Genomic DNA, 13,226 nt, shown 5'->3' with positions numbered 1-13,226 from the left:
GCTTTCATGTCTTGCCGTGACAGTCAACGCAGCGCCAGACTTCACACCGCATCCCCCGTTTCCACCGCCGCCCTGCTGTGCCTGCTGGCCAGCGCGCCGCTGGCGCAGGCCCAGAGCCAGGCTCAGCAAAGCGCCGATGCGGCGCGCACGCTGCCGGCCGTGACCGTCAGCGTGCAAGAGCACAGCAGCCAGGGCTCGATGCGCCCGGGGGCGCTGCGCGACGAGATCGTCAAGACCGAATCCATCAGCGCCCGCACCATCGAGCGCAGCGGCGCGAGCAACCTCAACGAAGGCGTGGACAAGAAGCCAGGCATTGCCGTGCAGGTCGAGTGCTCGATCTGCAACGTGCGCAATGTGCTGCTCAACAACCTGCCCGGGCGCTACACCACCTTGCTGATCGACGGCATTCCGATGTATTCGTCCGTGTCCTCGGCCTATGGGCTGGACAGCGTGAGCGTGCACGGCGTGGAGCGCATCGACGTGGCGCGCGGCGCCGGCGCCAGCCTGATCGCGCCCGAGGCCCTGGCCGGCACGGTCAACGTGGTGACCAAGCGCCCGCTGCGCACCGAGGCGCACCTGCGCACGCAGTTGGGCAACATGGGCTCGCGCCAGGCCGATGCCTATCTGGCGCGGCCACTCGATGGCGGCGCGCTCAGCGCCACGCTGAACTACAACCGCCACGACGCCTGGGACGGCAACGGCGACGGCATTTCCGAATACACCGGCTACGACCGCCGCCTGGCCGGGCTGGGCTTTTTTGCCGATGACGCCGGCGGCTTCAAGCTGCGCGGCAGGCTGGATCTGGTCAACGAAAAACGCGGCGGCGGCGCGCTGGAGACCTACCGCCGCCCGGGCAGCGTGCAGGCCGATGCCAGCGGCAACCCGTTTGACTTCAGCGCCGGCGCGGGCGGCTCGCCCATCGCGCACGGCTGGGTCAACCCCGCCGATGGCTCGCTGGTCGATTACGACCTGGGCCGGCTCGGCTATTCGGAATACATCCACACCCGGCGCGAGCAGTTCGTGCTCTCGGGCACGCGCCCACTGGGCGCAGGCGCGCTGCGGCTGGCGCTGGGCACGGCGCGCCACCGCCAGGGGAGCTTTTACGAGTTCTCCGACTACCAGGCGCGCCAGGCGCAGCACTATGCCGAGGCCAGCTACCAACTGCCCGTCAACGGCTGGCTGCTGACCGGCGGCCTGAACTACCGCTATGAAAACCTGCGCAGCCACGGCATCACCGAAGCGCGCGAGCACGTGCACGGCGTGGACAACTACCGCTACCAGGTGCCGGCCCTGTTCGTGCAGGCCTACAGCACTTTTCTGGACGACCGGCTGGAGCTCAACGGCTCGCTGCGCTACGACCGGCACAACGTCTATGGCGGCATCGCCTCGCCGCGCCTGAATGCGCTGTACCAGCACACGGATCATGTCTCCAGCCGCTTTTCGCTCGGCAAGGGCTTTCGCGCCCCGACCAGCTTCTTCGAGCAAGACCACGGCATTCTGGACACCATCCGCATCGAGCGCCAACTGGACAAGCCCGAGATCTCGCACAACCTGAGCTACGCGCTGAACTACGCCGATGAGCGCCTGGCCGTCACCGGCTCCTACCACTACAACCGCATCAAGAACTTCGCCCTGCTCGACCCCAGCCACACCGATGCCGCCGGCAACCCGGTCACGCTGTTCACCAGCTCGCCGGGCAAGGTCGTGGTGCAGGGCGCGGACGTGAACCTGTCCTACCTGCTCACGCCCGCGCTGACGGTCTCGGCCGCCGCCGAAGTCTTCAATTACCGCTTCCCCGCTGGCACGCTGGTGTTCGCGCGGCCCAAGTCGCGCGCCTTCCTCTCGCTGGACTACGAGCGCGGCCCCTGGGAGGCCACGGCGCGCATCAACTTCACCGGAGCGATGGATCTGAACCGTTTCCACGACGACGGCTCGGGCAGCCAGAACCGCTACAACTTCGACGGCACGCCCAAGCTGAAGAAAAGCCCCAGCTTTGCCACCTTCGACGCCCGCGTGCAATACAACCTGCACCGCAACGTCTCCTTGTTCGTCGGCGTGGACAACCTGTTCGACTACTACCAAAGCAAGAAGGAAAGCCCGCTGTGGGTGGATGCCGAAGGCGGCTACGACGTGACGCACATCTGGGGCCCGATGCGCGGGCGCTACGTCTATGCCGGCGCCAAGTTCTCCTTCTAAACCCGCACGGCCTGGCCCCGGCGGGCCGCGCCTGCGCCTGGCGGCCCGGCTGGCGCCGTGCTGGGGCGGCGCGGTGCTGTTGGCCTGCGCCGCCACGCTGGCTCAACCTGCCTTGGCGCAGGCGCGGGCCTCGCAAGCAACCAGCGCCCAGCCGAGCGCAGCCGCGCCCGCCCGGCCTGCAACCCAGCCTGCAATCCGGCCCTGGTCCTTCGAGCTGGCCGCGCTCGACGGCAGCCGCTTCGTGCGCGCCAGCGACTTCCCCGGCCCGGTGCTGCTCAACTTCTGGGGGCGCGATTGCCCGCCCTGCATTGCCGAGCTGCCCATGCTGGAGCAATTCGCCCGCAGCCACCCGCAGTGGACGGTGCTGCTGGTGGCCACCGACACGCCACGCCAGGCGGCGCAGTTCCTCAAGCGCCGCGGCATCGCCCTGCCCGCCCTGCGCGGTGGCGCCCAGGTGGCCGCGCTGATGAAATCGGCCGGCAACCCGCGCGGCGCCCTGCCCTTCACCGTGGCCTTGCAAGGCGGCGCCATCTGCCGCACGCACACCGGCATGCTCAGCGCCGCCGAGCTGCAGGCGCTGGCCACCGCCTGCCGCCCACAGGCTGGGCGCTGACGGCTCTGCCCGGGGCGGCGGGCGGCGCTATCATTTCGCGCGTCTTGCCCAGCCTCTGCCGCCCCTATGCCCGCTCCTGCCGTTGCCCCCGCGCCCACTGCCTCTGCCCCCGCCTCTTCCGTCTTCCGCCTCGCGCCGCTGCTGCTGGCTGCGCTGATGGGCACCATGGCCATGATGGCCTATGTGGCCATCATCGGCCCCGTCGTGCGCCAGCTGGGCGTCTCGGAAATGGTGGCCGGCATTTCCATGTCCATCGGTGGCGTGTTCTGGATGCTGCTGGCGCGCAGCTGGGGCCGCACCAGCGATCGGCTGGGCCGCAAGCCGGTGCTGCTCATCGGCCTGGGCGTGTTCACCCTGGCTTATGCGCTGCTGGCCGTGTTCGTCGATCTGGCCCTGCACCAGGCCCTGCCAGCCGCGCTGATCGCCGCCGTGCTGATCGCCGCGCGCAGCATCATCGGCGCCTTCTACGCCGCCGTGCCGCCCACGGCGGCGGCCACCATTGCCGACCGCATCGCGCCCCAGCTGCGCCACCAGGCCATGGCCAAGCTCGGCTCGGCCAATGCGCTGGGCATGGTGGCCGGGCCGGCCATCGTCAGCCTGGTCAGCGGCTGGGGCCTGCAGTGGGGCTTTTACGCCACCGCCGCCCTGCCCCTGCTGGGCCTGCTGGGCATTGCCCTGTGGCTGCCCGCCGGCCTGCCGCCACAGGCGCCGCCGGGCGGCAGCGGCCAGCCTGCCGATACCGCCGCCGCCCCGGCCAAGGCCCGCCCCCATCTGCCGCTGTGGGATGCGCGCCTGCGCCTGGCCATGACCACCGCCTTCGTCGCCATGATGTGCGTGGCCGTGGCCCAGGTGGCCGTGGGCTTTTTCGCCATGGACCAGTTCGGCCTGAGCGAAGAGCGCGGCGCGCGCCTGGCCGGCCACGCGCTGACCTGCGTGGGCCTGGCGCTGATCCTGTCGCAGCAGTGCGTCATCCACCTCAAGCGCATTGCGCTGCGCCATTGGGTGATGGCCGGCGCGGGCATCTCCGCGCTGGGCTTTGCCAGCGCGCTGCTGGCCAGCCAGCCCTGGCATTTGCTGCTGGCCTACGCCATCGGCGCCTTTGGCATGGGCTTTGTCTTCCCCGCCTTCCAGGCCATGGCGGCCAATGCCGTGCAGGCCCACGAGCAAGGCGCTGCCGCCGGCAATGCCTCGGCCGCGCAAGGCCTGGGCATGGTGCTTGGGCCCATGCTGGGCACGGGCCTGTACACCCTCTCGCCCGTAGCCCCCTACGCCGGCGTTGCGCTGAGCCTGCTGGCCCTGGCCGCCGCCGTGGCCTGGCATGGCGCACGGCAGCCTTGAAACACCCCGGCCGCTGGCGCAACAATGCCCGGCGCAGCGCCTGCTGCAATGCCCAACGCCCTCGGATGCACCCACCCCAGGAGCTTTTTTGATGAAACACCGTTTACTCTGGGCAGCGGCCCTGTTGTTACCCGCCACGCTGGCGGCGCAAAGCCTGCCCGCGCCGCCGCACGACGCCCAAACCACGCCCCAAACCGCAACCCAGACGGCAGCCCAAACAGCAGACCAAACGCTGGCCGCCCATCTGCCCAGCCAGGCCCAGCGCGTGCAGGTCTATGCCAGCACGCATTGGTTCTTCGCCGCCCAGCCTTACGACCACCACACATTGCGCGGCATAGTGCGCGGCTGGCTGCAGGACCGGGCGCTGTACCGCGCGCTGGACGATGCGGCCCAGGTGCAGGCCAGCATGGCCCACCTGCGCGCCGTGCGGGTGCGCACCGATGCCGAGGCACAACCGGGGCAGACGGGACGGGCGGCACAGACTGGGCAATCGCCATGCCTCATCAACCCCATGATGTTGTGGGACATCACCGACAGGCAAGGCGCGCTGACCAGCCTGGCCCTGCCCATGCCAGCGCAAAAACCCTCCAGCATGGACAGCTCCGACCCCTTCACCCCAGCCTGCCTGGAGCGCGGCGGGCAGGCCTACGCGCTGGAGGTGAACCGCGCCGACGTCTGGCAGGCGATCGAGCCATTGCTGAAGCCGCCGCGCTGACCGCTCGCTCATCTTCGCTTCACCAGCGGCAGAAATGCGCGCTTCGGGCGAGCCGCTGCATGGCACGCCCTCCCCCACAGCTGGGTCAGCATGGCGGCCTTTGTTCGCGCTGCGCCCCGGCCCAGCGTCACTTTCTCCACTGATTCAGAAGCCTTGCACAGGGCCTAAAATCGCGGCGCTTTTCAGCAATCATTCTTATTTGCGCTGCTTGTCATGACCGATTCACGCCACCGCCATCCCTTGCTGCAAACCTGGCCGCCCGAGTTCGTGGCCCGTTACCGCGCGGCGGGGTATTGGCGGGGCGAGACGATGGCCGGCTTTCTGCAGGCGCAGGCGCAGCGCCGCGCCGGGCATACGGCCATCGTGGGTTTCTCGCCCTCGGCAGGCGGGGCGCTGCAGCGCTGGAGCTATGCCCAGTTCTGGCAGAAGGTGGAGACGGCAGCGGCCGGCTTTCTGGCCAGCGGCTTGCAGCCGGGCGATCGCGTCGTGGTGCAAATGGGCAATGTGCCTGAGTTTTACAGCGTGGTGTTCGGGCTGTTTCGCGCCGGGCTGATTCCGGTCTATGCCCTGCCCGCGCACCGCACGCGCGAGATCGCCCATTTCATCGACAAGGCCGAGGCCTCGGCCTACGTGGCCTTGCAGCAGTACGAGCAGTTCGATTACCGCACGCTGGCGCGCGAGCTGCGGCAGCAGGCGTTTTCGCACGATTTGTTTGAGCAGGTGTTCATCGTCGGCGGCGATGCGGCGGAGTTCATGGCCTTCGATGCCTTCCAACCCGATGCGGCGCGCCTGCCCGATCTGGCCAGCGCCGATGCCGACCCGCAGGCCGTGGCCTTCTTGCAGATTTCCGGCGGCAGCACGGGCCTGTCCAAGCTCATCCCGCGCACGCACGACGATTACATCTACAGCTTTCGCGCCAGCAACGAAATTTGCGGCATCACGCAAGACAGCGTGTACATGGTGGCGCTGCCTGCGGCGCACAACTTCCCGATGAGTTCGCCTGGGGCCTTTGGCGCTTTTTACGCCGGGGCCACGGTGGTGCTCAGCCCCTCGCCCTCGCCCGAGGCGGCCTTCCCGCTGATTGCGTCCGAGCGCGTCACGGCCGTGGGCCTGGTGCCGCCGCTGGCGCTGCTGTGGGCGCAGGCGGCCAGCAGTGGCGCGGGCCAGGCGCACGATTTGAGCAGCCTGCGCACGCTGCAGGTGGGCGGCGCCAAGCTCACGCCCGAGGCGGCGCGGCGCGTCAGCGCCAGCCTGAGCTGCCAGCTGCAGCAGGTCTTTGGCATGGCCGAGGGCCTGGTGAACTACACCCGGCTGGGCGATGACGAGGCCACTGTCATCGAAACCCAGGGCCGCCCCATCAGCGCTGATGACGAGGTGCTGGTGGTCGATGACCTGGGCCAGCCCGTGCCCGAGGGGCAGCCGGGCTATTTGCTCACGCGCGGGCCTTACACCATCCGCCGCTACCACAACGACGATGCGGCCAACGCGCGCAGCTTTACCGACGATGGCTACTACCGCACTGGCGACATGGTGCTGCGCAACGCGCGCGGCTACCTGACGGTGCAGGGCCGCGCCACCGACCACATCAACCGCGCGGGCGAGAAAGTCTCGGCCGAGGAGATCGAAGACCATCTGCTGGCCCACCCGCAGGTGTTCGATGCGGCCGTGGTGTCCATCCCCGACGAATACCTGGGCGAGCGCAGCTGCGCCTTCGTCATCGCCCGCCAGGGCGAAAAACCGCGCGCCATCGAGATCAAGCAGTGGTTCAAGGGCCGCCAGATTGCTGCCTTCAAGATCCCCGATCAGATCGTGTTTGTGGACAGCTTCGAGACCACCGCCGTGGGCAAGACCAGCCGCAAGGAGTTGCGCGCCCGGCTGCGCGCGCAGTTGCTGGCGCAAGAGGCGCCGGCAGCGCGCTGAGCGCCTGCGGCTCTGCCCCATCAACGCCCCTGGGCGAATGGGTCAAAGACCTCGATGCCCAGGCCCGCGAAATCCCGCACATGGCGGGTCACCAGCGTCAGGCCATGCGTTTTGGCCGTGGCGGCGATGTAGGCATCGTTGAGCGGGCTTTTGTCCGGCACATGAAACTGGGCCGAGAGCAAGGCGGCCTGGGCATCCAAGGGCAGGATGCGCTGGGCAAACTCGGGCAGCAGGCGCATTTTCAGCCAGTCTTGCAAGATCGCCGCCGCCTGTTCATCGCGCCGCGCCAGCAGCAAGATGCCGGTTTGAATCTCGGCCAGACTGATGACGCTCACATAGGCGTGCTGAATCTTGATGCCTGAAAACCACTGCAGCACCTGGGCATCGGCCCGGCCTTTCTCCGCCTTGCGCAACTCGGAGACGATGTTGGTATCGAGCAGATACATCAATCGCCCCAGTGCGTTTCACGCACTTTGCTGCTGTGCTGGCGAATGCCGGCCAACAGGTCATCGAAAGCCGCGTTCAATGCACCGCCCAATGCGCCCGCTTCGTGCCCGCTGGCAAACGCATCGGCCAGGCTTTTGCCCTCCTGCTGGCGGTATTGCTCATAACTGGAGAGCACGCCCACGATCTTGCCCCACTTGGTGATGAAAACAGGCTCATGCTGGGACAGTTGCAGCATTTGGCTGGCTTTTTGATTGAACTCCCGGGTGCTCACGGTGATCGGCATAGGGCCTCCAATTTGTAGGAATGTTCTACAGTCTAGCGCCCCGCTGGCGCACGGGCAAGCTGGGCTGCCCTGGCCAGGGCCGTACTGGCCATGAGCCTGTTCAAAGTCTCGGCGCGAGCGGGCAAACCGTGCACAATCGCCCGCTGCTGTTTCCCTCCTTGGCGGGCCTGTGGCCGGCTGCCTCTGGCCGCTGCCCTTTTGGCCCCCTATTGCCCACCCACTGCTACGCCATGCGCCTGCTTCTCGACCCCATTCACCTTCGCCTGCTGGGCATGGCCATGATCTGGGGCGCTTCCTGGCCGTGGGGGCGCATCGTGGCGCTGAACATGCCGCCGCTGGCGGCGGCGGCAGCGCGTTTTTTGCTGGCCAGTGCGCTGCTGCTGGTGTGGATGGGGCGCAGCGGCCGTTTGCGTACGCTGCGCAACCTCTCATCGCGCCAATGGCTGGGGTTGACTCTGGCTGCGGCCACCGGGGTGTTTGGCTATGCGGTGTTTTTCATGCTGGCCTTGCAGTCCGTGCCCTCCAGCCGGGCTGTTCTGGCCATCGCGCTCAACCCGGTGGCCACGCTGCTGCTGGCGGCGCTGGTGTTCAAGGAGCGGCTCAATGGCGCCATCGCGCTGGGCATGCTGCTGGCCATCTGCGGTGCGCTGCTGGCCATCGCCAGTGGCGCGCCTGCGCCCAGCAGCCAGTTGCCCGGTGCTGGTGATGCCGGCCTGGGCGAGTGGCTGCTGCTGGGCTGCGTGCTGTGCTGGGCGGCCTATACGCTGATTGGCCGCGCCGTGCTGACCCGCGTGGATGCGCTCAGCGCCACCGGCGTTTGCTCGGTACTGGGCGCACTGCTGCTGGTGCTGCTCAGCCTGGGGGTGGAAGGCCCCAGTGCCTGGCGCGCCATGGCGCAAGCCCCTGCTGCGGCCTGGTGGTCATTGCTGGCGCTGAGCTTTGGCGCCGCCGCGCTGGCCTATGCTTGGTATTACGCTGGCGTCAAGGCGCTGGGTGCGGGCGCTGCATCGGGCTATATCACGCTGGTGCCGGTGTTTGGCGTGCTGTGCTCCAGCCTCTGGCTGGGCGAACCATTGGGCGCCACGCTGCTGCTGGGCGGCCTGCTGGCCATCGGCGGCATGGCGCTGATGCACTGGGGGCGGCTGCGGGCTTGAGCGCCGGCAAACCCCACAATCTCACTACGCCAATTGCATGGGCTTGCGCCCAGTGGCCTGCCAGTGCAGCAGGCCCAGGGCCAGCCCCGCTGCGGCAAACACCATCCAGCCCATGCCTGCCTCCTGTCCGGGCACGTAACGCGCCAATCCATCGGCCAGCGCTGCGGGCAACCATTTGGCGCTGTGGAGCGCATGCAGCAGCGCAGAGAGCACGGTAGCCCCCATGGCCCAGCGCCACACCACCGCGCCCCAGCCCAACAAGGCCTGGCCCATGGCCAGCACAATCAACACGATGGTCAGCGGGTAGAGGAACACCAGCACCGGCACGGCCGCAGAAAGAATCGTGCCCAGCCCCAGGCTGGCAATGGCAAAGGAAACCAGCGCGAACAGCAGCACCAGCGCGCGGTAGTTCAAGATTGGCCACAAATGGTTGAAATAGGCCGCACAAGCGGCCAACAGGCCCACGGCGGTGGTGACGCAGGCCAGGAACACCATGACCCCCAGCAGCACCGCACCCCAAGCGCCGTAATAGTGCATGGCCACGCCGGAGAGCACCTTGGCGCCGTTGTCCAGCAGGCCCAGCTGGGCCAGGCTCGTGGCCCCCATGCGGGCAATGCAGACATAGACCACGGCCAGCAGCAGCGCGGCCACCAGGCCAGCTGCGAAGGTGGCGCGCATGACCTGGGCTGGCTCGCGGATGCCGGCCTGGTGCACGCTCATCAGCACCAGCATGCCAAACACCAGCGAGGCCAGCGCGTCCATGGTGTCGTAGCCGGCCAGAAAGCCTTTGACGAAGGGCTGCGCCTGGTAGGCCGCCTGCGCCGCAGCGGGCTGGCCCATGGGCGCGACGAAAGTCGAGGCAATCAGCAGCGCCATGGCCAGCAGCAGCAAGGGCGTGAGCACCTTGCCGATGCGCCCGACCAGCTTGCCCGGCGAGAGCGCCAGCCACAGCGCGGCGGCAAAAAACAGCGCCAGGCAGCCGATCTCCCACAGCTTGCGCCCCTGCTGCGGCACCCAGTGCGACAGCCCGATCTCGAACGCGACCGAGCCGGTGCGCGGCAGCGCAAACAAGGGGCCGATGGTCAGGTACAGGGCCACGGTGAACAGCACGCCAAACCAAGGGTGCACGCGCGAGGCCAGATCTTGCAGCCCCTGCGCCCGTGACAGGCCCAGCGCCAGCACCCCCAGCAAGGGCAGGCCCACGCCCGTGATCAAAAAGCCCCAGACCGCCGGCCACAGCGACTGCCCGGCCTGCTGGCCCAAGGCCGCTGGAAAAATCAGATTGCCCGCGCCGAAGAACAGCGCAAACAGCATCATTCCCGTGGCCATCAAAAGACTCAGGGGCAGGCGTTGGCTGGCAGAAGGCATAGGGGGCACCTCAAAAGAAAGAATGGCATATGCAGCACTGCTGGGCACTGTGCAAAGCGCCCCAGGCTGGGTGTGCTTGGGTGGCGTGATCTTAGGGCGTGTTGACAGAGGCTGGACGGGGCAACCGCCGCACGGCCCACCCATGTGGCCGCAGGGCGCAAAACGCAGCGCGGCAAAAACGGTTGCAAGCATTTGCAATGGCGGCCCGTATTGCCAGGGCCTGCCCAGCCACCCAGGCGGGCTTTCTCGCTCGCGCTGCAAACGCCCCCCGGGATCAGCGGCAAACGCCCCAAAGGCTTTAACAAATGTGTGATTTTCCCCACTGATTCGGGCGCAATGGCGGTGAAATCGCCGCCAATCTGCCCGCCAGGCGCTGCGTTGCAGCATGGAGCCAGTACATAATTTGCGCCACCCCATGCGCTGCGCAGCACCAAGGCCGGCAACGCCAGCGAGCGCGGCATGTCTTCACTCTCGACCAGACAGGCCCAACCATGCCAACCAACTACCGACTGACGGCGGCCACCGGCCTGCACAAAGGTGATCGCCAATACCAACAAGACCAGGTGGCCATCTTCCAGCACCACCGCAGCAAGGAGTGCGTGCTGGGCATCGTGGCCGATGGCATGGGCGGGCGCAGCGGCGGGCGCAAGGCGGCCGATCAGGTGCTGCTGACCGCGCGCCAGCTGTTCGAGCGCTTCGACCCCGAGACGGACAAGCCCGAGCAGTTGCTGCACAACATCGTCAAGGATGCGCACCTGGTGATCCGCCTGACGGCCGTCTCCGCCGAGCAGGAGCCGCACAGCACCATTGCCGCCTTCTTGATCATGCCGCAGAACCAGTGCCACTGGATCCATGCCGGCGACTCGCGCATCTACTACTTCCAGTGGGGGCGGCTGGTGTTCCGCACCAAGGACCACTCCTACGTGCAATCGCTGATCGACAGCGGCGAAATCAGCGAGGAAGAGGCCAACAACCACCCCAACTCCAACGTGCTGGTGGGCTGCCTGGGCAGCGACATCGACCCGCCGGCCACGGCCTACAGCATCGCCAAGCTGGAAGTCGGCGACGTGCTGCTGGCCTGCAGCGATGGCCTGTGGAGCCAGTTCACCCCGCAGGAGCTGGGCCAGACCACGCAAATGCTCAACGCCCGCGATGCGGCCATGTTCCTGGTCAACAAGGCCAACGAGCGCGCCGGCGGCAGCAGCGACAACATCTCGGTGGCCATCATCAAGATCGAGCCCCTGCCCGCCGAGCAGCCCCAGCAAACCCTGGAGCAGCGCACCGGCTTCAGCACCGACATTTCGGTCTGAGCGTTCCTGAGCGCTCCTGGACACTTCTGGGCGCCCCGGCCCAACCCGACCCGACCCCGCCGCGATCCTGCCGCCATGACAAGATCGCATCCGGGCTTTTATAATCGCCGGCTTTTCCGAGGAGCGTTGCAGCAACTTGCCGCCACAGGCCCAGCGCCGGGGCAATTGCCAGGCTCGGAAATCCTTGACTGCCATTGCACTGCGCGCCATGCGCCGCGCAAGCTGCAAATGTGGCAATCACTGGCATGGCGCAGCAGCGCCACGGGCCTGCGGCCCGCGATGACCAGATTTCGCAACGACGCTCAACCGCCCGCAGGCGCATGCGGCGGCAAGAGCGATTCGGCCTCGGCCCCATCCACTTCTTGCCCGCGCGCGCGCCTGCGCAGGCGGTCCCTGTCCACCTGTTGCAATGAACTGGAGTTTGTCCATGAACGCCCAAAACGATCTTCCCCTGGCCGCGCACAGCGTGATTGCCGATCCTGCCCTGGCCGCCTGGGGCCGCAAGGAAATTGCCATCGCCGAGACCGAAATGCCCGGCCTGATGGCCATCCGCGAGGAATACGCCGCCAGCCAGCCGCTCAGGGGCGCGCGCATTGCCGGCAGCCTGCACATGACGATCCAGACCGCCGTGCTGATCGAAACCCTGCAGGCCCTGGGCGCTGATGTGCGCTGGGCCTCGTGCAACATCTTCTCCACCCAGGACCACGCCGCCGCCGCCATCGCCTGCAACAGCGCCAATGGCGGCCAGGGCACGCCGGTGTTTGCCATCAAGGGCGAAACGCTGCAGCAGTACTGGGACTACACGCACCGCATCTTCGAGTTCGGCGACAAGGGCAGCGATGCCGAAGGCCCGAACATGATCCTGGACGACGGCGGCGATGCCACGCTGCTGATGCACCTGGGCCAGCGCGCCGAGAAAGACGCCAGCGTGCTGGCCGACCCCAAGAGCGAGGAAGAGCGCGCGCTGTTTGCCGCCATCAAGGCCAAGCTGGCCGAGGACCCGAGCTGGTACACCCGCAAGAGCGCCGCCATCATCGGCGTGACCGAGGAAACCACCACCGGCGTGATGCGCCTGAAGGAAATGTCCGCCAAGGGCGAGCTGCTGTTTCGCGCCATCAACGTCAACGACAGCGTGACCAAGAGCAAGTTCGACAACCTCTACGGCTGCCGCGAGTCGCTGGTCGATGGCATCAAGCGCGCCACCGACGTGATGGTGGCGGGCAAGATCGCCGTGATCTGCGGCTACGGCGACGTGGGCAAGGGCTGCGCCCAGGCCATGGCCGCGCTGCGCGCCCAGGTCTGGGTGACGGAGATCGACCCCATCTGCGCCCTGCAAGCGGCGATGGAAGGCTACAAGGTCGTGACCATGGAATACGCCGCCGACAAGGCCGACATCTTCGTGACCACCACCGGCAACAAGGACGTGATCCGCCACGAGCACATGGTGGCCATGAAGAACGAGGCCATCGTCTGCAACATCGGCCACTTCGACAACGAGATCGACGTCGCCTCGCTGGAGCAATACCAGTGGGAGGAGATCAAGCCCCAGGTCGATCACGTCATCTTCCCCACTGGCCGGCGCATCACGCTGCTGGCCAAGGGCCGCCTGGTCAACCTCGGCTGCGCCACCGGCCACCCCAGCTACGTGATGAGCTCCAGCTTTGCCAACCAGACGCTGGCGCAAATAGAGCTGTTCACCAAGCCCGAGCAATACCAGGCCGGCCAGGTCTATGTGCTGCCCAAGCTGCTCGACGAGCACGTGGCGCGCCTGCAGCTGTCCAAGCTCGGCGCGCAGCTGACCGAGCTGACCGACTCGCAAGCGGCCTACATCGGCGTGAAGAAGGAAGGGCCGTACAAGCCCGATACCTATCGCTATTGATCT

The 13,226-nt window shown here is 67.4% G+C and carries 11 protein-coding genes and 1 riboswitch; of the genes, 8 read left to right on the top strand and 3 right to left on the bottom strand.

Annotated elements, in window-relative coordinates; translation table 11 throughout:
- The first annotated feature begins 6 nt into the window (after window positions 1-6).
- The 5 genes from CK625_RS01925 to CK625_RS01905 all read left to right on the top strand — a co-directional run bounded on the left by CK625_RS01925 (window position 7) and on the right by CK625_RS01905 (window position 6,782).
- Entirely contained in the window at window positions 7-2,196 is a 2,190-nt protein-coding gene (locus CK625_RS01925) for a TonB-dependent receptor plug domain-containing protein (protein WP_095538558.1), read from the top strand.
- Window positions 2,197-2,269: 73 nt separating this feature from the next.
- Window positions 2,270-2,809, top strand: coding sequence for a TlpA family protein disulfide reductase (locus CK625_RS01920; protein WP_143326140.1), 540 nt, complete (start codon window positions 2,270-2,272; stop codon window positions 2,807-2,809).
- A 66-nt stretch (window positions 2,810-2,875) separates the two neighbouring features.
- A complete protein-coding gene (locus tag CK625_RS01915; RefSeq protein ID WP_095538556.1) occupies window positions 2,876-4,147 on the top strand; it encodes an MFS transporter in 1,272 nt (423 codons plus the stop codon).
- Window positions 4,148-4,238: 91 nt separating this feature from the next.
- Entirely contained in the window at window positions 4,239-4,862 is a 624-nt protein-coding gene (locus tag CK625_RS13850) for a hypothetical protein (RefSeq protein ID WP_172425054.1), read from the top strand.
- Between the two features lie 213 nt (window positions 4,863-5,075).
- Window positions 5,076-6,782, top strand: a complete 1,707-nt coding sequence (locus tag CK625_RS01905; protein WP_095538554.1) for a (2,3-dihydroxybenzoyl)adenylate synthase — start codon at window positions 5,076-5,078, stop codon at window positions 6,780-6,782.
- Window positions 6,783-6,802: 20 nt separating this feature from the next.
- Here the strand turns inward: CK625_RS01905 and CK625_RS01900 are convergent, their stop codons facing one another.
- Both CK625_RS01900 and CK625_RS01895 read right to left on the bottom strand, forming a co-directional pair.
- Window positions 6,803-7,228, bottom strand: a complete 426-nt coding sequence (locus CK625_RS01900; protein WP_095538553.1) for a type II toxin-antitoxin system VapC family toxin — start codon at window positions 7,226-7,228, stop codon at window positions 6,803-6,805.
- The gene (locus CK625_RS01895) at window positions 7,228-7,512 is read right to left on the bottom strand and encodes a type II toxin-antitoxin system Phd/YefM family antitoxin (RefSeq protein ID WP_095538552.1); all 285 of its coding nucleotides are present in this window, start codon (window positions 7,510-7,512) and stop codon (window positions 7,228-7,230) included. The genes CK625_RS01900 and CK625_RS01895 overlap by 1 nt, the downstream gene beginning before the upstream one ends.
- Before the next feature lie 230 nt (window positions 7,513-7,742).
- Here CK625_RS01895 and CK625_RS01890 point away from each other — a divergent pair, with 230 nt between their 5' ends.
- A complete protein-coding gene (locus tag CK625_RS01890) occupies window positions 7,743-8,666 on the top strand; it encodes a DMT family transporter (RefSeq protein ID WP_238945458.1) in 924 nt (307 codons plus the stop codon).
- Window positions 8,667-8,690: 24 nt separating this feature from the next.
- Here CK625_RS01890 and brnQ read toward each other — a convergent pair whose 3' ends face one another.
- The gene (gene brnQ, locus CK625_RS01885) at window positions 8,691-10,034 is read right to left on the bottom strand and encodes a branched-chain amino acid transport system II carrier protein (RefSeq protein WP_238945457.1); all 1,344 of its coding nucleotides are present in this window, start codon (window positions 10,032-10,034) and stop codon (window positions 8,691-8,693) included.
- Window positions 10,035-10,525: 491 nt separating this feature from the next.
- On the opposite strand from brnQ, the gene CK625_RS01880 reads away from it, so the two are divergent.
- A complete protein-coding gene (locus CK625_RS01880) occupies window positions 10,526-11,344 on the top strand; it encodes a PP2C family protein-serine/threonine phosphatase (protein WP_095538551.1) in 819 nt (272 codons plus the stop codon).
- A gap of 112 nt (window positions 11,345-11,456) precedes the next feature.
- A riboswitch (S-adenosyl-L-homocysteine riboswitch) is annotated at window positions 11,457-11,655 on the top strand.
- Window positions 11,656-11,771: 116 nt separating this feature from the next.
- Window positions 11,772-13,223 carry an adenosylhomocysteinase gene (gene ahcY / locus CK625_RS01875; protein WP_095538550.1) on the top strand — a complete coding sequence of 484 codons (1,452 nt, stop codon included), beginning with the start codon at window positions 11,772-11,774 and terminating at the stop codon, window positions 13,221-13,223.
- Window positions 13,224-13,226 lie beyond the last annotated feature (3 nt).

The sequence above is a fragment of the Vandammella animalimorsus genome (genome assembly GCF_002285265.1).
GTDB lineage: Bacteria > Pseudomonadota > Gammaproteobacteria > Burkholderiales > Burkholderiaceae_C > Lampropedia.
Note: the sequence above shows the minus strand (reverse complement) of the source record. Positions and strands in the feature narration are given on the sequence as shown.